This is a genomic window from Mucilaginibacter sp. P2_D11, assembly GCF_056404435.1.
On sequence record NZ_JBFUEA010000004.1, the window covers coordinates 19,594 to 44,156 of the forward strand.

14 protein-coding genes and 1 tRNA gene are annotated in these 24,563 nt (G+C 48.5%); 6 read left to right on the forward strand and 9 right to left on the reverse strand.

Translation table 11 applies throughout. The annotated features are described in order from the left end of the window. Nucleotides 1–92: 92 nt before the first annotated feature. The gene (locus AC1DXC_RS06770; RefSeq protein ID WP_477458382.1) at nucleotides 93–1,058 is read right to left on the reverse strand and encodes a hypothetical protein; all 966 of its coding nucleotides are present in this window, start codon (nucleotides 1,056–1,058) and stop codon (nucleotides 93–95) included. Nucleotides 1,059–1,221: 163 nt separating this feature from the next. Between AC1DXC_RS06770 and AC1DXC_RS06775 the strand changes: the two genes are divergently transcribed. Then, a tRNA-Gln gene (locus tag AC1DXC_RS06775) sits at nucleotides 1,222–1,292 on the forward strand. Between the two features lie 113 nt (nucleotides 1,293–1,405). Here AC1DXC_RS06775 and AC1DXC_RS06780 read toward each other — a convergent pair. After that, the gene (locus AC1DXC_RS06780) at nucleotides 1,406–1,822 is read right to left on the reverse strand and encodes a hypothetical protein (RefSeq protein WP_477458383.1); all 417 of its coding nucleotides are present in this window, start codon (nucleotides 1,820–1,822) and stop codon (nucleotides 1,406–1,408) included. Between the two features lie 224 nt (nucleotides 1,823–2,046). On the opposite strand from AC1DXC_RS06780, the gene AC1DXC_RS06785 reads away from it, so the two are divergent. Together AC1DXC_RS06785 and AC1DXC_RS06790 are read left to right on the forward strand one after the other, a co-directional pair. Continuing rightward, a complete protein-coding gene (locus AC1DXC_RS06785) occupies nucleotides 2,047–3,717 on the forward strand; it encodes a hypothetical protein (RefSeq protein ID WP_477458384.1) in 1,671 nt (556 codons plus the stop codon). Nucleotides 3,718–3,726: 9 nt separating this feature from the next. Further along, nucleotides 3,727–4,809: a sialidase family protein gene (locus AC1DXC_RS06790; RefSeq protein ID WP_477458385.1), complete on the forward strand. Its 1,083-nt coding sequence runs from the start codon at nucleotides 3,727–3,729 to the stop codon at nucleotides 4,807–4,809. Nucleotides 4,810–4,815: 6 nt separating this feature from the next. On the opposite strand, the gene AC1DXC_RS06795 is transcribed toward AC1DXC_RS06790, so the two are convergent. The 3 genes from AC1DXC_RS06795 to AC1DXC_RS06805 all read right to left on the reverse strand — a co-directional run bounded on the left by AC1DXC_RS06795 (nucleotide 4,816) and on the right by AC1DXC_RS06805 (nucleotide 12,281). Next, complete coding sequence (locus AC1DXC_RS06795) at nucleotides 4,816–6,315, reverse strand: SusD/RagB family nutrient-binding outer membrane lipoprotein (protein WP_477458386.1); 1,500 nt, start codon at nucleotides 6,313–6,315, stop codon at nucleotides 4,816–4,818. A gap of 12 nt (nucleotides 6,316–6,327) precedes the next feature. Further along, complete coding sequence (locus AC1DXC_RS06800; protein WP_477458387.1) at nucleotides 6,328–9,768, reverse strand: SusC/RagA family TonB-linked outer membrane protein; 3,441 nt, start codon at nucleotides 9,766–9,768, stop codon at nucleotides 6,328–6,330. A gap of 353 nt (nucleotides 9,769–10,121) precedes the next feature. Beyond that, the gene (locus AC1DXC_RS06805; RefSeq protein WP_477458388.1) at nucleotides 10,122–12,281 is read right to left on the reverse strand and encodes a glycoside hydrolase family 3 N-terminal domain-containing protein; all 2,160 of its coding nucleotides are present in this window, start codon (nucleotides 12,279–12,281) and stop codon (nucleotides 10,122–10,124) included. A 339-nt stretch (nucleotides 12,282–12,620) separates the two neighbouring features. Here AC1DXC_RS06805 and AC1DXC_RS06810 point away from each other — a divergent pair, with 339 nt between their 5' ends. Further along, entirely contained in the window at nucleotides 12,621–13,490 is an 870-nt protein-coding gene (locus AC1DXC_RS06810; RefSeq protein WP_477458389.1) for an AraC family transcriptional regulator, read from the forward strand. Between the two features lie 139 nt (nucleotides 13,491–13,629). On the opposite strand, the gene AC1DXC_RS06815 is transcribed toward AC1DXC_RS06810, so the two are convergent. Beyond that, nucleotides 13,630–14,751: a FecR family protein gene (locus AC1DXC_RS06815; RefSeq protein WP_477458390.1), complete on the reverse strand. Its 1,122-nt coding sequence runs from the start codon at nucleotides 14,749–14,751 to the stop codon at nucleotides 13,630–13,632. 419 nt (nucleotides 14,752–15,170) lie between these two features. On the opposite strand from AC1DXC_RS06815, the gene AC1DXC_RS06820 reads away from it, so the two are divergent. Both AC1DXC_RS06820 and AC1DXC_RS06825 read left to right on the forward strand, forming a co-directional pair. Next, a complete protein-coding gene (locus tag AC1DXC_RS06820) occupies nucleotides 15,171–17,837 on the forward strand; it encodes a glycoside hydrolase family 2 protein (RefSeq protein ID WP_477458391.1) in 2,667 nt (888 codons plus the stop codon). Nucleotides 17,838–17,936: 99 nt separating this feature from the next. Beyond that, nucleotides 17,937–18,164 (forward strand): hypothetical protein, encoded by a 228-nt coding sequence (locus AC1DXC_RS06825; RefSeq protein WP_477458392.1) that lies wholly within the window; start codon nucleotides 17,937–17,939, stop codon nucleotides 18,162–18,164. Here the strand turns inward: AC1DXC_RS06825 and AC1DXC_RS06830 are convergent. The 3 genes from AC1DXC_RS06830 to AC1DXC_RS06840 form a co-directional block, all read right to left on the reverse strand. Further along, nucleotides 18,149–19,705, reverse strand: a complete 1,557-nt coding sequence (locus tag AC1DXC_RS06830) for an FG-GAP repeat domain-containing protein (protein ID WP_477458393.1) — start codon at nucleotides 19,703–19,705, stop codon at nucleotides 18,149–18,151. The two genes, AC1DXC_RS06825 and AC1DXC_RS06830, sit on opposite strands and share 16 nt — an antisense overlap. An 85-nt stretch (nucleotides 19,706–19,790) precedes the next feature. Continuing rightward, on the reverse strand, nucleotides 19,791–21,134 hold the full coding sequence (locus AC1DXC_RS06835; protein ID WP_477458394.1) for a vanadium-dependent haloperoxidase: 1,344 nt from the start codon (nucleotides 21,132–21,134) through the stop codon (nucleotides 19,791–19,793). Then, nucleotides 21,134–24,388, reverse strand: a complete 3,255-nt coding sequence (locus AC1DXC_RS06840) for a VCBS repeat-containing protein (RefSeq protein ID WP_477458395.1) — start codon at nucleotides 24,386–24,388, stop codon at nucleotides 21,134–21,136. The genes AC1DXC_RS06835 and AC1DXC_RS06840 overlap by 1 nt, the downstream gene beginning before the upstream one ends. Nucleotides 24,389–24,563: the final 175 nt, after the last annotated feature.

A 24,563-nucleotide genomic window follows, 5' to 3' on the forward strand; every position in this document is an offset into this window, starting at 1 on the left:
GAATTTTATGGAATTTACCGAACTAACAGAATGCTTTTAATTCTGCCCATTCTTAAAATTCATTAAATTCGAGTTCAGACAACCGCATCTCATCACCCCTTCTTAGTCCCCGCTACGTTTACGATAATAAAGCATGCATGCGGAATGCCCAGGGTGGTGCCTGGTTTTACGTTGAGGTATGCCCTCAGGTAGCCATCGGTTATGCCGCGCATGGCCCGGTTATACGAGGCCACAAATTCCGGATGCAAGAAGATTACGGAACGCAGGAAATGCAGGGAGCCGTTGGCATCTACCCGTATCGAGTACGAGTATTTAAAGTCGTCGTAGGCGTTTTTTATGCTGATGTCGTACTCGGGCAGCATATAATCCTGGTTAACGCCTTCCCGTATTTCATCTACGGTTAGGCTGCTTATTGGTTTTATAGTAAGCAGTTTGGTTTTGCTGGTGAGTACTGCAGGCTCCCGGGCAGAGAATGCCTTGGAGGTATCTTTATTGGCCAGTGCCGTTTTCCGTTGGATAAACAGGGTGTCGGCACGGGTAGGTTTCATTAACGCAGCGGCGGTGGTGTGTAATTTGTTTTTGATGTAATCATCGGCGTAGAGCGTCATGTACACTACCGATTGGTCGCGCATGAGCGAGCGGCCCTCCACTTTCATTATTTGGAAGGAGATGCTATCCCGGGTAAGTTTACGCAAGCGCATCCATGACCATGCAATGTTAAAAAGAGAATCGTGATCGAACAGCACCGGGGCGTTCACGAACATCTTACGCTTGGGGTTATAGATGTTTACGGAGTCGTCTGACAGGAACGAAAAACGCCACTCGGGCTCCAATTGGTAACCATCTTCGTTAAACGCCACGCCGTTTTTAAAGTTCCGCCGCACCTCGGTATAGCGGATACCCTTTACCGGCATAAAAGTAGGTTTTACAGATTCATCGTTCTGGATGCTGGTATAGATTTTATTTTTTTTTGGTCCGCCGCAGGCAGTGAGCAAAAAAACTAAGGCAAGTATGGCAAGGATGCTGAATTTATGTTTGGCGAAGTTGGTGTACATCATACAATTGCGAAGATAGGATAATGGCTTTAAACGTAAAACAGGCGGGTTAAATCTTGGCGGGTAAAATTTTTAAGGGAAGGGAGGCCGCCTTTTCAAATAGGTTTTTTCGAAAATCTGTAAATTTTATTACTTTTGTGCCCCGGCAGCACTAAAGCTGCAAAACTTTCGTGTAGTGTAACGGTAGCACATCAGACTCTGACTCTGCTAGTAGTGGTTCGAATCCATTCACGAAAACAATATAAGGCAAAACCGAACCGGCGTAGGAAATTTTCCACGCCGGTTCGGTTTTTATACTTCAATCTGCAAATACTACTCTAGCCTCCTGCCTTATAGATTACGGGAACATATCATTCCGTATCAAGCCTAAGTATAGCATTCCTGTCTCCATCATAGTAATAAACTATTTTAACATACAGGTTTTGGCGTATAACGCCGCCGTACCAAAAAGTCTTGTTATATCCCGACCGGCCTTCTTCAAAATGAGAATAATGAAAAAAAACGCCTTTTACTGTAAACTCTTCATTGCCATGACCCTCTGCTGCTTCAGGACAATAATCTTTAACAGGCCCTTCCACCATCTTGAGTTCCTTACTGTTGCCATTTAATAACGCTTTATCATGCTCATATACATCAATCTTAAGTTTAACGGTACTTAAATAAAACAAAGTGAAAATAGCAACCAGCGGTATTATAGCCAGAAAAGGATTGGCCGTTAGTCCACCCCTAAGTGTTACTTTCAATCTTTGTCCTGTTCTTAAATGCATTATGATACAAAAAGCAACAAATAGAAATAGGAGTATATAACCGATAACTAAAGTTGATGCGCTAGGCGGGTTATCCAAAGTATTATAAACAGTATGTAAACGGTGCATGATAATATGGCCTGGTGCCTCAAATATACAATTGAGAGTTCGCAACAAAGCTTCAACTCATAGAAGAAACTGCATATTTTATTTAAATTCGGGGGCATTTACTAAAACAACCACCGATGAAATTACGGACACTTGCGGCAAGTATATTGGCATTTGCCGGGGTGATGGCAATGCTTCCATCGCTTGCCACGCCGCCTAAGCGTAAAGTTAAGCCCAGGATAGTCAACATCGTAAACTTTATTCGCCTGCTGGAGCCGAGGGACCCTGCGGTTACGCAAGACGTGCTTTACCAAACAGTTGTAAAACAGGTGGATATCATGAATAAGTATAAGCTGCGCGGAACATTCCTGCTGCAATACGATGCCCTGATGGATGCCCGCTACCAAAAACTGCTGAAAAGCCTGCCAGCAGGCAGTTTTGAAATTGGTGCCTGGTGGGAGATACCCCAGCCGATGGTAGAGAAAGCCGGTTTAAAGTGGCGTGGCCGCTACCCCTGGGATTGGCACGCCAACATTGGCTTCTCTACAGGCTATACGCCCGAAGAAAGGGAAAAGCTGGCCGATGTTTATATGGAGGATTTTAAAAGCATCTTTGGCTATTATCCTAAATCGGTAGGCTCCTGGTTTATTGATGAACACACCTTAAACTACTTGTACCAAAAATACCATATCGTAGCATCCAGCAATTGCAAGGATCAGTATGGTACAGATGGCTATACGCTTTGGGGCGGTTACTGGAACCAGGCCTATTATCCAAGCAAAGTAAACTCGTATATGCCTGCACAGCACGAAGCGAATCAAATCCCTGTGCCGATATTCCGGATGCTGGGCAGCGACCCCGTGCGGCAGTACGATGCAGGATTAGGCACCACCTGGCAGGGCGTTATTACGCTGGAACCCGTTTATAAAGAGGCCGGTGGCAGCGCAGAATGGGTAGATTGGTTTTTTAAGCAGCTGGTAAATGGCGAACCGATGGAGTTTGGTTACACCCAGGCCGGGCAGGAAAATTCTTTTACCTGGGATGCCATGGCAAAAGGTTTTGATATACAGATGCCCCTGATAGCCAAATTGAGAGACGAGAAAAAAGTACAGGTAGAAACGCTGGCCGAATCGGGCACCTGGTTTCGTAAGCATTACAAAACCACGCCGGCAACATCGGTTACGGTTAATGAAGATATTGGCACGGGCGACTGCAAAACGGTGTGGTTCAACAGCAGGTTTTACCGGGCCAATTTGCTTTGGGAAAAAGGCACACTGCGTTTTAGGGATATCCACCTGTTTAACGAGAAACTACCGTCGGCCTACCTTACCAAAAAGGTAGAGACCAATGTATGTTCGTTTTACACGCTCCCCTTTGTTGATGGTTATTTGTGGAGCACCCCCGATGATATAGCCGGCTTAAGTTTTAAAACCGTTGAAAATGGTAAGGTGGTGGCATTAACCGGCGGAAACCCTAAAATTACAAATCCTTCTCCGGGTAAGTTGCGTGTTGCCTGGCCGCTTAAAACCGGCAAAGGTACGCTGGTAATAAATCTGGACGAAAAGAAACTGACCGTAACCATTGCAGGCAAGGCGCCGGCCAATTGGTTCCTGGACCTTAACGTATCGGCAAAAGCAAATTTGCCTTTCCAGTCCATCGGCGATTCGGACATTAGTTGCCAATTCCAGGGGCTCGATTACCGCATCCATACGCCTAACGGTAAATTTTCTAAATTGGAGGATAAAGAGGTGTTCCGCATCAGCCCGGGAGCAACCGGACTTACACTGAATTTTGCTGAAGGATATTAACGATAGTTTATGCGAATAATGTTGGAGATCAAGATAGTGCCTTTTTATATCAGCCGGAAATGCTTGGCGCTCATGGGCGCGTTTATATTGGTTTTCGCCTGCGCATCGGCGCAAACCGAATGGCAAAAAGTAAAGACTGAATTGGTATTCGATGCGCCTCCCTTTGCGCAGTGCCATGCTTCTACCATCGTAGAGACAAAAAAAGGCGACCTGCTAATAGCCTGTTTCGGCGGCTCGGCAGAGAGCAGGCCCGATGTTTCTATATGGCTCAAAAAGCTGGATAATGCCGCCGGCGTAAAACAACCCATCATGATTGCCGATGGCGTGATAGACAGCGCAACCCGTTATCCCACCTGGAACCCGGTACTGTTCAAACTAAAAACCGGCAAACTGTTTCTTTTCTATAAAGTTGGCCCTAACCCCAGGGAGTGGTGGGGGATGCTGAAAACTTCTGAGGACAACGGCCTTAGCTGGTCGGCAGCGAATGCATTGCCGAAGGGCGTACTGGGCCCAATTAAAAACAAGCCCATCCAATTGGCCGATGGCAGCATATTGTCCCCATCCAGCATAGAGGAGAATAATGGCAGATGGAAGGTACACATGGAACGCTCTGTTGATATGGGAGCCTCCTGGACGAATATACCGGTAGATACCAACGGCAGGTTCGACGTAATACAGCCGAGCATTCTTACCTATAAAAATGGCAGCCTGCAGATTTTATGCCGCAGCAAAGAGGGCACGGTGGTACAGGCATGGTCTTACGATAAGGGGAAAAGTTGGGGTGCCTTGTCTGCTACTACGCTACTGAACCCCAATTCGGGTACGGATGCAGTGACCCTCAAAAGCGGCAAACAGCTTATTGTTTACAACCCCGATGTGCCGGGCAAAGAATGGTACAATGGCCGAAGCAAACTACGCGTGGCCTGTTCTACCGATGGCAATACATGGCACGACATTGCCGTTTTGGAGGATGGCACCACGGAGGAATACAGCTACCCGGCTATCATTCAAACTAAAGACGGCTTCATACACATCACCTACACTTTCAACCGCAAAAACATCAAGCATGTGGTGTTGAAAGAGGGAATTTGATTGCTCTTATTTATCCCACCAAACCCTCGCCTGCGGGTTAAAATCGTTCAGGCCGCCGTATGCGGCCAGGGCACGGTTTACGTTATCGCTGTTCAGCGTAAACTCTTGTTGCGGGTAGGGCAGCTTGCGCGGTATAACCCCATGGGAATCGCTTTGCCCGGTGATGGTATTTGGGTTGGGTGTGAGTTTGGGGTAGCCCGTACGCCGCCAGTTGGCATAGGCTTCATCGGCATCAAAAATAAAGCCCGCCAGCCAAAACTCGGTATTGATGCGCTCTATCGAACCTTCGGTGGTTGGATTTGCCGGGTTTACCAAAGGGTTTTTGGCTAAGTACGCCGTTATTTGCGCGTTGCTGATGTTCGGCGCAGTAGGCAACAAGGTCAGCGATTGCATGTGCGCCGTTACACCCGCCTGGTAATGGGCGGCGGCATCGCCGGTAATAAAGCCGCGCAAGATGGCCTCGGCTAATAAAAATTCTACCTCGGCGTATTGGAAATCAAAGAACACCGTCTCCTTGGGCTGGAACACGGCATAGTTTACCCGCGTGTTTGGTGCCGGGGCGGTAGCTTTAAAGCTGTAGCCGATAAACTTAGAGGTGTCGGTAGAGGTTACTACGCCGCCTAAAAAGGCTTCTTTGCTGTAAACCGCGCCATATATATTCAGGCGCGGGTCGCCGCTGGCGCGCATATGGTTGATAAGGGTTTGATGCAGGAAGAAATGCTGGTCGTTCAGGTTAAACGCGAAGCCGTTGGGCGCCGCAGTGTTATGTTTCAACACGGGCATATCCATATTGGAGGCCATCACGCCCTCGGCATAAGCTTCTTTGGCCAGCTTTGATGCCTGCGCTATGTCGACCTTTATCAGGCGCATACCAACCCTTAGTAACAACGATGCGGCCAGCTTACGCCATTGGTCGGCACTGCCGCCGTAAAACTGGTCGCCCTGAACAGCTATAGCAGGATTGGCTCGTAGCAGGGCTATCGAGGCCCTGAGCTCGTTCACCAAATCGGCATAGATTATCTGCTGAGTATCATAAGCCGGGGTGAAAATGCCGCTGGCCAACGCCTTGCCAGCTTGGCTGTAGGGGATGTCGCCGTAAAAATCGGTGAGTTTTTGGTAGATGAAAACCCGCCATATCCGCGCTGCGGCATAGGTAGTTACCAGGCCGGCATCGGCTTTTAGCAGCGGTAATACGTACTCCAGATTTTGCAGCACGGGGATGTAAAAATTGTTCCAGTAACGGCGGGCGATATCGTCTGAAAGGGCATATGTAGTGCCCGACCAAAAATCTGAGTATCCATACTGCATAAAAGCATGGCAATAATTGGTGCGCGGCTCCATATCGGCCTGCGAGGTTCTCACCAACGCATCCGACAATAAATAGGCGGGCTGGGGCGTGCTTACCCCATCGGGGTTCAGGTTATAATCGGCAAAATCTTTAGTACAGGCGGGTAGCAGTGCAACCGTACACAAAAGAGCAAATACTTTCTTTATGGTGGCTTTCATGGGGTTTTGCAGCTAAAAGTTGACGTTTAAATTAAACCCGAAAGTACGGCTGATGGGCAACCCGCCTGTGTCGAACCCAAAGCCATTGCCTATGCTGTCAGATGCCTCCGGGTCGAAAATAGGCAGATCCTTGCGTATATAGAATAGGTTGCGCGCTATAAGCGAGAACGTTGCCGATTTTGCGGGGGTATGCGCCAGCATGCCTTTTGGCAGCGTATAACTTAAGGCCACTTGCCTGAATTTGATGAACGTACGGCTAAAAACCGACATCTCGTCGGCGTAATAGACCAGCGTGGCAGCGGCGTTGTATTGCTGGTAAGGGCTGTAAGGCAGCGTATTTTTGATGTAGTTTGGCGCGGCATCGGTGCCCGTATTTACCATTCCCTGCGGTATGTATTTACCGTCGCGGCCCTGCAAGGTCCATTTAGAATTGCCGAAAAAGCCCGCCCAGCGCGCACCGTCTTCATAAACCTGGCCGCCAAATTGTCCGTCTATCAAAATACTCAGCCTGAAGTTTTTGTACCGGAAAGTGTTGGTTATGGCGCCCGACCAATCGGGGTTGGCGGTACCCAAATAAGTTTCGTTGTTCACCGCAAGCGAACCATTGCTTTGCCTTAGCGGGTTGCCCGATGCATCGTAAGTTAAAGCCCCTTTGTCAATCACCACCGCGTTTTTTACGCCCGTGCCATCGGTGCTTATGGCTTTGTAAAGTAGTTGCCCGTCGGCATCGCGGCGCAGCGGCGTACCGAATATAGAGCCCAGCGGATACCCCACTTTGGCTTTGATATTGTAATAAAACGCCACCCCGTTAACCGCCGAGGCATCGTTAAGAGCGGTAACTCGGTTTTTATTTTTTGCGTAATTTACGCCCAATTCCCATGAAAAATCCGAGGTTTTTAGGGGTATTCCGTTAATAAGTAGCTCAATTCCTTTGTTAGTCATAGAGCCGGCGTTTTGGTACGATGAATTGAAGCCGGTAGCCGCGGGCAGCGTAATGGGCAGCAGGAAGTTTCTGGATACTTTATTATACCAGGCAAAATCGATAAAAAGCCTGTCGCGGAAAAAGCGCAGTTCGGTACCTAATTCTGTTTCGGTAGTGGTTTCGGGTTTTAGTGAACTTGGCGGCAGCGACACATTGCTTATTTCCTGGCCGGGGATATTGTTTACCGTTGGCGTAAATTTAAAGGAGAGGTCCGTTTGGTTGGGGTTGGGATTGCTACCGGTTTGGCCTATAGCCAATCGCAATTTACCGTAGGATAATACCCCGGGCTTTATCTTAAGCGCATCGGTGAAAATATAACTAAGGTTGGCCGAGGGATAAAAGATATAGTTGATGAACCCCGGCCGTTTTGAGGATAGGGCCGAATACCAGTCGTTCCGCCCGGTAACTTCTAAAAACAGGTAGTTCTTATACCCAAATTGCGTGGCCGCGAAAACAGAATTGGTTTTTGAGCGCGGGGTTGATACCTGAATGGGCTGGCCCAGGGTTACGTTGCTCAGGGCGGTAGAGTTGGGGTCGGCGAGGCCCGTGCCGGTGAGGTTTAAGGAGCGGTAGGTAGATTTCTGGAACTCGAACCCGGAAAAGGCATTCAGGCTGAAATTGCCGAAGGCATCGTCGTAACTCAGTAGTCCGCGCACATCGCTCCGTTGCTGGTAGATGGTAATATTGTTCAGCTCGCCGTTGCCGTTTTTATTATTGGTGAGGTTTACCAGCAAGCCTTCGGTAACTACGTAATCAATGCCGCTTATTAGATTGGCGTGCAGCTTATCAGTAATATCGTAGCTGATATTGGCCGAGGACAGCACCCGGTTTTGCGTTTGGTTATTCACAACCTTTTGCAACTGTACATAGGGGTTGGTATAGGTGTACAGGTAATTGCCGGCGTCGTCTTTCTGGTTCAGGAAGGCGATATCGGTAACATTATCCGAGCGGATGAAGTACTTTACGAACGAACCCCGGTCATCGCCCCTAAGCAGGGGGATGTTGAAACGGAGCGTGCGCGAGAGATCGGCCTTGAAGTCGGTATGCAGCTTGGGGCCAAAATCCTGCACGAACCGGAACACGCCGTTATACCTTTCGTACCGGGAGCCCGGCATAGGCGTGTTGTTATTGGTTTGCGATAAGGAAGCGCGGAAGCTATTATCGTCGGTAGTTTTGGTAAAGGCAATGGTATTGGTGGTGGCAAATCCGGTGCGGAAGAATTTATCGAAACGCGTTGAAGCGAATTGCGGCACGTATGGCCCTATTTTGCCATCGGCTCCCAGTGCCATTTGCCCGGCAAAGGCCTCGCCCCAGGACTGGCCTGTTAAGTAATTGCTGTTGGAGATGTTATCCGCCGCCGTGTATAGCCTGCCGTTGTTGCCGCGGCCATATTGGTATTGCAGGTCGCCGTAGGGTACCATGCGCTCTATGGTGGTATTACTGTTGAAGGCAATGCCTACGCCGGGGCTTTTGAGGCCCTTTTTGGTGCTGATTAAGATTACGCCAGCCTGCGCGCTGCCTCCGTATAGGGCCGCTGCCGAAGCACCTTTCAGCACGCTTATCGATTCTATATCATCAGGGTTGATAGATGACAGGCCATCGCCCGGGTCGCCGCCGCCGAATACTTTCAGCGGCTCGTCGGTATTTTCTTTAGTATTGCTATTGATGGGCACGCCATCTACTACGTACAAAGGCTGGTTAGAGCCCGAAAACGACGAGTACCCACGCAGGATAACCCTTGATGAGCCACCCGGCCCGTTCGGCGGCGATTGTACGGTTAAACCGGCTACTTTGCCCGCCAGGCTGTTGATAAAAGTTGCTTCGCGCGTTTCGGCGGTTTCGATACCGCTTACCTGGGTAATAGCGTAGCCAAGTTTCCTTTCTTCCCGTTTAAAGCCCAGCGCGGTTACCACAACCTCTACCAGCGCCTTATCTAATGGTGCCATCTTTACATCCAGGTTAGTTGCGCCATCCACGGTGACTTCCTGCGGGGCATAGCCGATATAGGTAATTATCAATACGGCATTGTCCGGCGCATCTACGGCGAAATAGCCGTCGGCATCCGTTAAGGTGGCAAAGGAAGTTTTTTTTATCTGGATGGTGGCACCTGGCAGCGGCTGGTTATTTTCGTTGATTACGCGGCCGGTAACATTGCCGGTGTTCATTTGCTCGCCCAGCGGCAAAATAACGATGAGGTTGTTCGGGAGTTCGTTATAGGTAAAACCCGTGCCTTCCAGTATCTGGTCTAAAACCTTTGTTATTTCCTGGTTTTGTACATTGATAGTTATCTTTCTATCGACAGGTATCTTGTGCTCGCTGTAAACGAAATGGTAGTTACTTTGCTTTTCTATGGCTGATAAAGTCTTCTTGAAATCCACCGACTTCAGGTTGAGCGTTATTTTGCTTTGTGCGCATACGGTGGCAATTGCAGTGATATTCAAGAATACTGTTAATATAAACTTCAATTTCATTATCAATAGCTACTTATTAAGCTGCAGTAGTTTTTGTATAGGGTGCCGGTATAAATTTATCGTGATTTTTTTTAGATGCCTGTAGGCAATATTGTAGAATAAATTGTTCTTGCTATATACTGATGTGTTTTGATCATAAGAATTGGTTTAATTAGGCGCTTGACTCCATCAGAGATTTAGTTGAAAGCCGGGGAGGAGTCCCCGGCTTTTTTTTGCTGTCAGCATAACAATAATATCTCCTGTAGTGCGCCTAAGGCATAGCCTAATTGCTCCACCAGCATGTGTATTCGCCCGTAAAAAATCAATGTTTAAAATAACATAATTTTTTGCGGAAAACATTGAAGGTACAGCGTTTATTTGATAATAAAACGCTGTACGATGGCCTTGTCGGCCGAGTTGCTGCCCACTTTTATGGCATAGCTGCCGGGGAACAATCTAAACTTATGCTGCACCGCATCCCATTTTTGCAATTCGGCTACGGGTATCTTTAGCTGCACCACCTTAGTTTCGCCGGCGTTTATTTCTATCTTTTGAAAATCTTTTAGCTCTTGTATGGGCAGGTTGGCATTATCAGGGTAAACGATGTAGGCCTGCGCGGTTTCTATGCCTGCCGCCTTGCCCGTATTGGCTATGTTACAGCTTATGGTGATGGTATCCTTTAGCTTATATTCTTTGTTGATGGTACCGGCCGCCTGGTAGCTGAAGGTGGTATAACCCAACCCATAGCCGAAGGGGTATTGCACCTTGCCCGTATGGTACCTGTAGGTGCGGCCGGCCATGCTGTAGTTATCGAAGGCCGGCAAATCGTTAATAGAGTTGTAAAAGGTAAGCGGCAGCCGACCTGATGGCGGCACTTTGCCAAAAAGTATATCTGCCAGCGCGTTGCCGCCCTGCTCGCCGGGGTACCAGGCTAATACAACGGCATCGGCATATTGGGCTATTGCTGCTATGTCTACATCGCTACCTGCGGTAATCACTGCGATGATAGGCTTTTTAACGTCTTTGCGCAGGGCTTTCATAAAGGCAACCTGGCTGGCAGGCAGGCTCAGTGTTTTTTTATCGCCGCCCGATGGGGACAGGAAAGCATCGCCTGCTTCGCCCTCATTAACCGGCAACAGGCCCAGCACAGCTATGGTAATATCGGCATTGCCAGCGGCCCATATCCCGCCGAAGTGGGTGGTATCGCTTTCGCCAACGGCGAGGTCATATTCTACCCTTACGCCTTTATCTACCGCGCCTGATATACCCTCCACGAAGTTCACCATATTTGCATTTAAGCCGTGGTAGCTACCCACCAGCGCATCAAGCGATGCCGCATTTGGGCCAACTACCATAATGCTGCTATACAAGTTGCTTTTTAAGGGCAGCAGGTTGTTCTTATTCTCCAGCAGCACCATACTTTGCTGCGCGGCTAACCTTGCCAAATTGATGTGACCGGCATTGTGTATGCTATCGGCACCGAAGTTGTAATATGGCGATTGCTTTGGGTCGTTATAAAAGCCGAGCTTGAATTGTGTAAGCAGCATGGGTGCTAATGCAGCATCTACATCTTTATCGGTAATCAATTTCTGTTTTACGGCTTCGGCCACATCGGTTTGCAATACGCTGGAGCAATCGAGGTTGATGCCCGCCTTGATGGCTGCTGCAGCCGCTTCTACGCGGGTTTTTAGGTATTTGTGAGTGGTGTACACATCATCTAAAGCGCCGCAATCCGTTACGATGTAGCCCTTGAAGCCCCACTCTTTACGCAGTATGCTTTGCAGCAAGGTGTTATTTACCGAGGTGGGTGTACCGTTTACGCTGTTGTAGGCCGTCATCACGCTGGATACGCCGCCTTTCACCAGTTTGTTGAACGCGTATAGGTAGGTGTTGTGCAAATCCTGCTCGCTTACCAGCGCATCGAAGTAATCGCGGGTAGCTTCGGGGCCGCTATGCGCCACAAAATGCTTGGCAGTGGCGGCAATCTTAAACTGCCCGGGTATGCTGCCCTGCATGCCATCTACATAGGCCATACCAATGCGGCTGGTGAGGAACGGGTCCTCGCCGTAGGTTTCCTGCCCGCGGCCCCAGCGCGGATCGCGGAAGATATTGATATTGGGCGACCAGTACGTAAGCCCCACGTATTGGCCGTGGTTGTTTTTAGCGATGGCCAGGTTGTATTTAGACCGTGCCTCGGTGGATATGGCGTTGCCTACCTGCTTGATCAGCGCAGGGTTGAAAGTTGCCCCCATAGCAATCGCTTGCGGGAAAACCGTGGCCTCGCCTGCGCGGGCCACGCCATGCAGGCCCTCGTTCCACCAGTTGTAAGCGGGGATGTTAAGGCGTTCCACCGGTTGGTTGCGGTAGCCCAGCAGCATGGCTTTTTCCGTCAAGGTAAGCCTGCTCAAAAGGTCCTTCACCCGTTCTTCGTAGGTAAGGCGGCTGTTTAAATAAGGTGCCTGCTGCGCGTTGCAATCAGCAGCAAAACTAAGGACCATAGTTACCGAAAGTAACGCAGATAAGAGGATTTTCATGAAGCGTAAAGTAAATTATCTTAAAAAATTATTTAATAATTAAGCGGTATTTCCGGAGGGGACAAATCCATCTTTACCGTTAAGTGCTTGTTGTTGCCATACCGCCTGAAGGTACCGATTTTACAGGACAGGCGTTCGTTTTGCCGGGCTTTTTTTACCAGAGCATATGTATAAGCATTGCAAATAAAAGCATAACCGTGTGGTGAAGAATTAACGTTTTTATCATATTGTTAAGCGATATTGGAAAAAAATGTAAAAAATTGCATAGTTTAAAGTATAATTAGCTTACTTTAGATAACCAGTTATCGTACATACTTTTTGTAAGCCCTCATCAAATAAATGAAACCACAGCTCCTGAAATTATCGCAGAACGCTATCCATTCGTTCAGTGCCCGCAGGGATACTATGCCCAACATAAACAGCCGCTGGCATTACCATACCGAAGTGGAGCTGGTGTATTTTAAAAATGGCGACGGCACGCAGTTCGTGGGTGACAATATAAGCACCTTCGGCAGCGGCGACGTGGTGCTGCTGGGCGCAAACTTGCCCCATTACTGGAAGTTCGACGATAGGTATTTTAACAAGGAAAAACCTGTTGCTGCGGATATCAGCGTGGTGCATTTCGACCAGAATTTTTGGGGCGAAGCCTTCATGAACCTTCCCGAAAACATAGGCATACGCACCATCATTGAACTGGCCCAGCGCGGCATCAAAATTACCGGGGCAAACCAGCAAGCCATTGGGGAATTGGTGGAGAAGATACTTTCTGCCGATGGCGCCCGCAAAATTATGCTATTGATGGAAGCGCTGCTGGCCATTGGCGAATGCAAAGACTTAGTGCAACTAGCCTCGCTTGGTTTCAGCCATAATTTCCAGGAGCCGGAGAAAGACAGGATACACGATATCTACAATTACTCGATAGCCAACTTCCGCAAAAAGATAAGTTTAGATGAGATTGCGGCCATCGCCAATATCAGCCCCAAATCGTTCTGTAAATACTTTAAGCTGCGTAGCCGCAAAACGTATTCGCGCTTTATCAACGAGATAAGGATTGGCCACGCCTGCAAACTGCTGATAGAGGATAAACTGCACGTAAAAGAGATATGCTACCAAAGCGGCTTTTACAACTTTGCCAGCTTCCATAAATATTTTAAGCAGATAACCGGCAAAAGCCCGTTGACCTATCAAAAAACGTTTAAGAATTATTAGCGTGGCGGCACGACCTTTAAGATAATATCGAACACCAAATCTTGGATTCCGGATGATGAAGTGAAAAACCCTTCGGCGTTGGATATTCGAAATTCATTATTCGATATTAAACTCCCTTGGTTCTTCCTTTATTTCCGCCTTAGTCGATGTAAATGGTAGTCCCCTCTATCTTGTAGCGGAATTTCTCTATCCTTTGCAGGGCCATGAGTGCATCGGCAATGGTATCGTTCTCAAAAACGCCGCTGAAGTGGTATTGCTTGGCTGCTTCATTTTTGAATACGATATCAACGCCGTACCAGCGTTCCATTTTTTTGGCGAGGGTGGCAAAGTTATCGTCGTTGAACGCGAAGCGGTTGTTTATCCACGAAGTTTCGGATACAGTGCTGTCGTTCTGGCGGATGTAGCTAAGCGAAGTCAGTACATATTGTGCAGCCGGGGTGGTATCGTTAACGGCTCCTTTGCGCTGGGTTTTCTTAATGGTTGCGGCGTCGTTCGTCACGATGAGTTTTTCCTTTGGTTTCAGGATGATACGGTCTGACGGGCGGTCTTTCAGTGTAACTTCTATGGCACCACGTATCAGAGTAGTTTCGCTAACGGCATCGTTAGGGTACGATTTTACATCGAAAGCGGTACCCAGCACCTTAACGTTCATTTTATCGGTGTGGATGATGAAGGGATGCTCGTGGTCCTTAGTAACGTCAAAGAAAGCTTCGCCGGTCAGGGTTACTTCGCGGGTTTGGCCGGTAAATGCTGCCGGATACCTAAGCGTACTTTCGGAGTTGAGCGTAACGCTGGTACCATCGGGCAGGGTGATGATTGATTTTGCGCCTTTCTTTGTGGTTTTTTGCTGCCAGCCCAAAGTAGAACCATCCTGTTCGTGCTGGGAAGTAGGTGCTTCTAAAAAATAGAGACCTCCCGCCAATAAAATTACAGCAGCAGCTGCTGCTGGCCAAAAACGTGTTATGCTATTGTTTTTTTTTATGACGGGCAGGGGGAAGATTTGCGCTATCTCGTCTTCATCTTCGGCTTTGTTTTCGCCGGCAGCTTCGCGCTTGCTTATCTTATCCTGTATTTTCTGGAAAGCGGTGGCATCGTCGGTATATTCGGTATCGGTGTGCTCCCAATAAGTGCAAAGCTCGTCGTATTGCTTTTTACAGGCAGGATAGGTACTGATGAGGTGCTTAAGTTCGGCGCTTTCCGCCGGACTTATATCGTCTGTAAGTTGTTTCGAAACCAGTTCAATAAATTTATCGTTGCCCATCGTTATTAGTACCCGCACTTTTTACTATGGACAACTTTTTAGCGGAATTACTTACAAGCACGAAAAAAAAATATAGTAAAACTATAATCATGCTTTTAATCATCACCATTATTGCCATTAAATTAAGAAAATATTTTCTTCAGGTTTAAATTGCAGGCTTTTCTGTATTCTTCTAATTAATACATTAAAAAAGCGGCATATTAAACGCTAATTTACATATAAGACGCTGATTTTTAGCATCCGGTTGCACTAAATATCATTATGTGCATTAAAATGTTAGAAAAGTATTTCAATTTGCCTGTAGGCAAAAGGCAGCTAATGGTTGTCATTTAAGCAAAAGGCGTTTATTGCGGCATCCGAGGCACAGTATTCTGCAAAAAGCGCAATGCTTTTGAAATCCCCACATCACATAAAAAAACATGATCAAATCCCTTACCGTTGCCAAGGCGCTATTTATTTCTGCGCTGGTAATCACTTTAGTTGCCGCTACCAAATCCGTAAAAGCGCAAAATAGTTATGAATTGAATTCCGGCTGGCGTTGCGCGCCTATTGCTAATACAAAAGATCAGGGTACAGCAATATCCTCCATCAACTATAATGTCGCTGCCTGGATGCCCGCCACGGTACCCGGCACCGTGCTTACCACTTTGGTAGCCAACAAGCAAATGCCCGACCCATTCTACGGCATGAATAACGAGCAGATACCCGATATCTATAAAACCGGGCGCGATTATTACACCTACTGGTTCGTTAAGGATTTTAAGCAGGCTGCTGCAGCAAAAGGCAACCAGGTGTACCTCAACTTCAGGGGGGTAAACTACAGCTTCGATGTGTTCCTGAACGGGCATAAGCTCAATAGCCAACTTAACAAGGGCATGTTCATGCGCCGCAGTTTCAATATTACAAAATGGCTTACGGCAACCGGCAATAACAGGCTTGCGGTAATCGTGTACCCGCCTGATGTGGTGGGCAATGCCAATGGCGGCCAAGGCGGCGATGGCACCATTGCCAAAAACGTAGGCATACAATACACCGCCGGTTGGGACTGGATACAGCCCATCCGCGACCGCAACACCGGCATTTGGGATAAAGTTACCATACAAACCACGCGTGCCGTAAAAATAAACAACCCGCATGTAGTCACGCTGGTCCCCGGCATCCGCCAGCCCGATGGCCCGCAGCAACCGGCTATTATCAAAGTAAGCACGGAATTGGAGAATGCTACCAATGCACCTGTGAGCGGCACGCTGCAATATATATTGGATGGTAAAACAATATCAAAGAGAGTTACCCTAAAAGCAAATGCAACGCAGGAGATAAAGCTGGATGATTATAGCCTGGCCAACCCTAAGCTATGGTGGCCAAACGGCTACGGCCCGCAGAATTTGTACAACCTTAAGCTGCAATTTGTGGCGGATGGCAAGGTATCCGACCAGCAGGATATCTCTGTAGGCGTAAGGCAGCTTACTACCGAATGGAACGCCCGCACCGAGAGCCGCCAGATTAACGTAAACGGCCAGCGCGTGTTTATCAAAGGCGGCAACTGGATAGTATCCGACGAGATGCTACGCTTTAGCGATGCCCGCTATGATGCCGAGGTACGCTTTCACCGCGATATGAACCTGAACCTGATAAGGGTTTGGGGTGGCGCATTGATAGAACGCCCCGAGTTTTACCAGGCCTGCGATAAATACGGCATGCTGGTATTTCAGGATATGTGGGGATCGGGCGATTGCAACGGCCGCTGGCTGGACCCGATGAAACTGGAAGACCAATGGACGCGCCGCCAGTACCCCGACGACCATGGCCTGTACCTGGCATCGATAAAAGACCAGGTGAAAATGATACGCAACTACGCATCGCTGGCCATATGGTGCGGCGGCAACGAAATTACCCCGCCCGAAGATATCCTGAAAGCACTGAAAGACACCATTATGCCTGCGTTGGATAACACGCGCTGGTTTATAGAATACTCTAACTCCGAAAATATGTCGCGCAATGTGGCGGGTGGTAATGGCGACGGGCCCTACGGCATCCAGCCGCTATCCGTGTTCTGGAACGACCGTACTTTCCCTTTCAACTCGGAGGTAGGTTCGGTAGGGGTGAGCGATTACGAATCGCTGAAAAGGTTTATCCCGGCAGAGAATCTGGTGCCGCCGGTGTATGACGAAAATACCCACAAAACCAAAACCGACCCGGTTTGGGATTACCATAAGTACATCGGTTACGATGGTTTCATCAACAAATTCGGCAAACCGAAGGACGCGGAGGATTTCGCCAACAAGGCCCAGTTGGTAAATTACGACCAGTACCGCGCGCTGATGGAGGGCTTCAGTTCGCACATGTGGGATTGGTACACGGGCACCATCATCTGGAAAACGCAAAACCCCTGGACAGCCATGCGCGGGCAGATGTACGATTATTACCTGGACCCTAATGCCTGTCTCTACGGATTGCACAACGGCAGCGCGCCGCTGCACATTATGTACAACCCAACCGATGGCATGGTAATGGTGGCCAACAACACGTTCAAACCTATGACCAACCTGATGTTGGTAGCCAAGATATACGATATGGCGGGCAAGGAAACCCTTATAACGCAGGTATTTGCCGATGTGACGGCGGCTACCACCAAGCGGTATCTATCCATCAAACCCAGTATTGATGCGACAGCTAAGGAGGATGGTGCATTCGTGGTGCTGGAGCTTTTGGCGCAGGATAAGACCTTATTGAGCCAAAATATCTATTGGGTACCTAACGAAAAAGGCGACTACACCGGACTCCAAAAAATGGACAAAGCCGATTTGCAGGTAAGCGCCAAGAACCTATCTAACGGTAAAATAGAAGTGACGCTTACCAATGCCGCTAAAGGCCCGCTGGCGTTTTTCAACCGGCTATCTGTGGTGGATGCAGTTACAAAACAACGCCTGCTACCTGCTTTCTACAGCGATAACTATGTTACGGTGTTACCGGGCGAAACTAAGAAGATTATCATCGATTACACGCCGGAAAAAAATACGCCTAAACCGCTGGTAAGCATCAGCGGATGGAACATACCGGAGCGGTTTATTACCCTTGGCAATTGAGCCGGATTTTTCCAGGTTTTATTTATAGAAATTTGAATAGAATTTAGAAATTAGGCGGACCAATGGCTGCGGTATTTTTGAGATTTATAGCCCCCTTCCATGACTTATCAACTCAAAAACACCTTAAAAAATCCGTGTTTTTCGGTGTTTTTCTTTGCTTTTTGGTTCATTTTCGACGAAGTTCAAAAATGGCATTATTTGCGTGGAAACGGCTTTTTTAGCTTAAAGTCGCCGGTGGGGCTGCGAAAAAATTTCCAGCTTTTTCCAGCTTTTGCGCGCTTTTTAGCTATGGTTTTCCAGCTTTTTCCAGCTTATATTTTGGGCTGATGCAATTGGTTTTCTAACAGGATGAGGCCGTATTGGGCGCTCTTCCAGCGTTGGTCTAATGATGGGGGGACAGCACCCGGTGTTTGGGCAAAGTTGCCTAAGATGATGTCCATATCGCCGTCGCCGTCTACATCTGCTTTTTCTATGGTGAGGGATTTGACGGGCAGGCCGCTGTTTAGCGTATAGGATTTGAAGCGGTAGGTTTTGCTGTCGGTATTTTCCAGGTAAACGAAGGATTCGTTGATTAACCGGCCAAAATCGGGGAAGAAGGCTGAAGCGGCCAAATCTATATCGCCATCATTGTCGAAATCTTCGGCAAGTACTTTGGTAACGCCGTATATGGGGTAAAAGAATGCTTCTTCGAACACATCCTTGCCTTTGTTGATGTTGAGTCTTATGCCGTGATAAGGTTTCAGGATGTTGGAATAATCGGCATTGTCGCCATGTACGGTAACGATATCCGTCAGCCCATCGTGGTTGTAATCGGTGAGTACCATATCGGTTGTGCCGTAATTGGGCGGGAAACGCAGCACGCGTTTGACTTTGAACCTAAGGTTATCCTGCTGATAAAAGATGTAAACGCTCTCGTCGCCCTGCGAAAACATCGCCACGATATCCTTTTTGCCGTCGCCATTCATGTCCTTAACGTAACACATGATGGCACCGGGCATCGGCAGCAAAACATCTTCTTTATAGGTGCCGCCGGTTTTATTCTTTTTGAACAGCGAAAGCGAGCCCGTTTTATTGCCGAAGTTGCACACCACAATCTCGGGGATGCCGTCGCCATTAAGGTCGGCTATTTCGGTATGTACGGGGCGGTGGAGGTTGGTAAGCAAGGGCGTTTCGGCATCATTAGCTAATTGCTTGTAGCTGCCTGTGCTTAGTTCCGTAGGATAAAGCTTGCCAATTTCGGTAAGGTAGGTGTGGTTTTGGAAAAAGTTGAAATCGACTACAGTGCCGCCAACGTCGTAGCTTTTGGTGATGCCTGCCTGGTATTGCCAGTTGATGATTTTGTTGTGCGCGTTGCTTACCCAAAGCGTTTTGGTATCGGCATTGTATTTAAGCCCGGTAATAAGCGATGGCACCTCCTCGTCTATCTGGATATTCTTGCGGGTGAACTGCGTAAGCGGGCTATTGCGCGTGAGGCGTTTTTCATCGTACGGGATGGTATCAGGTGCCGTGCTTACGATGTAGTTTTCCAGCTTATCCCAATCGGCTTTGCTGATGATGGGCATTGCCGGGATAATGTCGTGTTTGGCTATGATGTCCTTTTCCTCGTCGTTAAGGCCGCGCAGCGGGTCGTAATTGGGATAGATGATGCCCATTCGGCTGGCCATAATGAGCAGCACGTGGTTTTTCCATATTTCTTTGGTGAGGCTCTGCACATCGGGCTGCATGTGGCAAAGGTTGCAGTAACGTATAAACAACTCGGGACCGGTAGCTTTGGTGGCAAGCCTATCCTTTTTGGTGGTGAAAGAATTAAGGCTGATGAACAGCGTACAAAGAAAGCATCCCGTCAAAACCCAGCCCCTCGTTTTCATAAACACGTGTATAATTACAACTACGTGTATAGAAGGGGAATGGATGCCCGAAGGCCGGATTTTCTAACAACTACAAGCTATATAACTAATTGCTCAGTAACGGCTTTAGTCCGGCTGCTTTTAACTTCTTTACGATATCTGCCCCAACCTGCCTGCCCTGGGTGTTGCCATTCTCGATAGCGTCTTTAAAGTGGATGCCCCCGTAAAACCGGGATACGGACGCTTCTTCGGCAGCCTGGATGAATGATTTGAAGCTGCGCGGGCCAACGCCGTACGGTATCTCCGAGTCGTCGGTGTATTCGAAGTGGTCGCCCAGTAGGTAAGATAATACGGTTGCTGATGCGTTAGACAATACGGCGTGGCCGCTCGGGTACTCGGGGAAAGGGGGAGTTTGCAAAAAAGGCATCCATTTTACATCGATATAGCGGTTGATGTAAGTTTCGGGGCGTATGCCGTTGCTGCGGTATTTCTCGTCCCAGCAACTGATGAAGGCATCCATCAGGGTGATGCCTTCCAGTGCAAGCACCTGTACCGAGGCATCGAAGCTAAGGTTGGCCTTTTTTACCGCGATGCCCGCTATATTCATCCAGTGGCCGCCGGGGCTTATCTTTTTAAAACCGATGGCCATATGGCCCGATGTGGTTACCGCAAAGGGGTTGCAATCCCAAAACGATGCGATGTTAATTTGCTCGCCGCCGGGGTGTTGCGATACCTTGTACACCTCATAGGCTTGCCGGTAATATTCGCTGGTGCTATCGGTACTGAAAGGCGTTGGCCTGGCCGGCATAAACTGCTTGGACGAATCTATCATCATCGGCCTTACGGTTTTCCAGTTGGGTTCTACGGCTTCCATATACATGGGTGGGGTAGGGTACCAGTTTTTGCCGCCTTTTACGGGCGTGTAGCGCAACTTGCCGCTCAAACGGTTGTAATTATCGCTGCGGCTAAAAGCAACTACTTTATTGGTCATCTCCACGGCTACGGCAACCGATGATTTTATTACGGCTTCGCTGATGTTGTTCTTCTTCAGCAGCTCGATATACTTATCCTCATCGTCCTGTAGCATAAAGCCCGAGGGCAGCATCTGCTTGCCCAGTTCTAAAATGCTATACACGGCGGCTATGCGGTAATCGTAACTGCCAGCGGGCAGGCTGATGGTATTATCTATCTTGTAGCTTTTGATAAAGTTACCAATGGGGACTATCTCTTTATTATTCAGTGCTACCAGGTTATAAGCACCCATCATAAAATAATTGTAATAGCGGGCCGCAGCAGGCGGGTTCACCACATCATGTATCATCACTGCCGATACGGAATTGATGGCTTTATCCAGCGCGAGGTAGTCGGGCAGGGGCGAGGTGGCCTTTTGTGCACGACTGAATTGGCCGATAATGATGGCCGAAGCCAAAAGGAATATTCTTTTGATCATTAGTTTTCCTTGTAAAATTGTAAAGGTTGGCCCGATACGCCAAGTACCAGGTATTTGAGGCCGCTGATGGTTATTTCAGTGGACGATTTTATGTCGCCGTTGACGCTTAAGCCCGATGCCGACTGTGTTTGGTAGTTAAAGCCGCCTTTGCCGTCGCCGGTTAGCAGCGTGCCGTAGTTGGCATCAAAACTACCAAGCTTAAGGCGGTTATCAGTATGGTTGCCGAATAGCAGCAGGTCGGCTTTGCCATCGTGGTTAAAATCGCCGCTCAGTATCTGCGATATCGACGAGAACTGTGCCTGGATAGGCAGTTCCACCGCCACGAATTTACCGTTACGGTTTAAGAAACAAGTGGTATTTACGTTCTCAACACTCAGCTTTGTGGCTTTTGCCAGTTCGTCCGGCGTGAAAACTTCCTTCATGGTAGCGTCGCAATAGGCTTTGTACGAGCGGAACCTGCGGCGCATGGGGAATATCTGGTCGTTCAGTTCGTCGCGGCTCACAAAGGGGTAGCTTACGCCCTGTACGTAAAAGTTGAGGAAAGGGTCTATCGAGCCGTTGTTGTCGAAATCGGCGTAATACATTTCAGCGGGCTGGCTGCTATCGGCGTGTATTTGGGTGTTTGCGCCCAGGTTGCCCGCGATAATATCCGGCTTGCTGTCGCCATCCACATCGGCGATTGTGACGCTGTTCCAGAAGCCGCCTTGCGGCTTGCCGAAGTAATCTGCCGTTTTATCCACGAAACCTGTTTTAGCATTGAGGTAAACCGTCAAAGGCATAAACTCGCCGCAAATCACCAGATCCTTGCGGCCATCGCCATCCAGATCTGCCCATTGCGCATCGGTAACCATACCTACGGTGCCGAAAGGCGCAGGCGTATTAGCGAAGGTGCCGTCGCCGTTATTGGTGAGCAGGTAACTTTGCGGCGCAACCGGGTATTGGCCGGGTACGATGCGGCCGCCTATGAATAAGTCGATTTTGCCATCATTGTTGTAATCGCAAGGTCGAACGCAACTTTTGCTGCTGGCAATAAGCAGTGGCAAGGCGGCGCTATTAAAGCTAAAGCTGCCCTTGCCATCGTTCAGGTATAGTTTATCCTGCAGTTCGTTGCTATTGGGCTCCAGCAAGGCATAACCACCTTTTGCCAGGTACAAATCGGGGAAACCATCGCCGTTGGCATCAAAAAACGCTGCGGCGGAGGTGTTTTCGGCATTCAAATCGGCAATATCCTTTACTGTCCAGCCTGTTTTGGTTTGCAGGTATAGTTTGCCAGGGCTGGACTGATCGCCGGCGATGAACATATCTTCCAGCCCGTCTTTATTCACGTCTGCACGCGCTATTACGGGCCCTGTTTTAGATGCCATGAAGAGCATCAGCGGCTGGCGCTTGAAGTCGTTGATGGTGTTTTCGGTATGGGTATAATCTACCGGCGTTTTTACCTTGGTGAATACCTGTTTCTGTGTTGATGATGCAGCAACATTGCCGGGCTTTTTGGCATCGGCATAAGCTAAATTCAGCCTTTGGTTTGCCTTTACGCCAGTGAGCACTTGCACGCTTTTATCGGGCCAGATAACTCTTACTGAATCGATGGTCTGCGCATCGCCCAGGCCAAAATTCAACACGGTAGACACGCAGGAGAGGTAGCCTCGGCTGGGGTTAAGCTCCTGGTATTGGGTGCTTTTTGCGGTATAAACATACACCTTGGCACCGGTAGTGACGATTTTACCGCCATCGGTATTCAGGCTAACCGCCAGGTAATTGGTATTTGCGGCTTCGCGGCTGGTGTTTTTAAAAATGGAGGCGACGTTGTTGATGTTATTGGTGATGATATCCAAATCGCCGTCGTTATCCAGATCGGCATACACCGCGCCGCTGGATATGCCCGGGTTATTGATGCCCCAATCTTGTTTCTTATCGGTGAAAGTAAGGTTTTGATTGTTTTTGAATATGTAGTTAGATAGGGCAGTAGAGGGCATGGCCTGTACCAGATCCATCAGCAAGGCGGGCTCCCTGTCCATCGCTTTCTTCATTTTATAATCGCCCCAGTAGCGTAGGAAATCTTTGTTGGTATAATCGCGCAGGTAGCCGTTGGATATGAAAATATCTTTATAGCCGTCGTTATCAAAATCGGCAATTAGCGGGCACCAGCTCCAGTCGGTGTTAGAGAGGCCCGCCAACTGGCCAATCTCGCTGAAGGTACCGTCGCCATTGTTCAGCTGTAGCATGTTGCGCATGTATTGTTTGTACAGGCCCTGGCCCAGCATCAGCTCGAAGGTTTCGTAATTCTCCTGCAGTTGCAGCAGTTTTTGCCTGCGGTTATCGGGCGGCAGCATATCCAGCGTCAGTATATCCGGCAGGCCATCGTTGTTGATATCGGCAATATCAACCCCCATCGAAAATTGCGACATGTGCCGCAGCATCTTTTTAGAATCCTCGCTAAAGGTGCCGTCGCCTTTGTTGATGTATATATAATCGGGTTCGTTATAGTCGTTGGTTACGTAAATATCAGGCAGGCCGTCTTTGTTTATATCGGCAATGGCTATGCCAAGCCCAAAGGTGAGCGGGTTTTGTATGATGCCTGCTTTTTTAGATACATCTATGAAATGGCCGCCCTGGTTTTCGAAGAGCTTGTTACTGGCCAGTTCGTCGGTCTGGCTTTTTATCTGGGCCAGCTCGATGTTGTTTATTTTTTTGACGTTATGGTTCAGCAGGAACATATCCAGCTTGCCGTCGTTATTGTAATCGAAAAATACAGCCTGCGTGCTGTAGCCGGGGTCGTCCAACCCGTATTCTTTTGCTTTTTCTACGAATTTGTTTTTACCCTTGTTAATGAAGAGCTGGTTGCGGCGTATTTCGGGGTCGCCCGTGCCCGAGTAGCATACATAAATATCAAGCAGGCCATCGCCGTTAACATCGGCCATGGTTGCGCCGGTTTTCCAGGCACCGCTGCGGCCGGATAAGCCGGATGCGGCATCGCTGGTAATGTCTTTAAATTTTAAGCCGCCCAGGTTTAGGTACAGCTTGTTTTGCCCCATATTGCTGGTGAAGAAGAGGTCCTGCAGACCATCGTTGTTGATATCGCCCACGGCAACGCTACCGCCGTTGTACAGGTACTCGTAGGATAGTACGTTAAGCTTTTCGTCTTCCTTAAGGTCGTTCCTAAAAGTAATGCCGGTTTGCTCTGCCGGGAGCAGGTTGAACAGCGTTTGCTGCGCAAGGCTTTTTTGGGCAATACCTGTTGCAGATAATGCCATTATAGATATCCTGAGGCTTTTTTTGACGGACTCTAATAAATTGCAGCAGCGATAACGCATGTAATTAGGGGGATTATGTATCAGTAACGTAAACTATAAAAATAGCGATTGCCTTTCACTTTAAACAAAAAAACAAGGCTGCTTGCACAGCCTTGTTTTTTTATAAGGGGTTGGG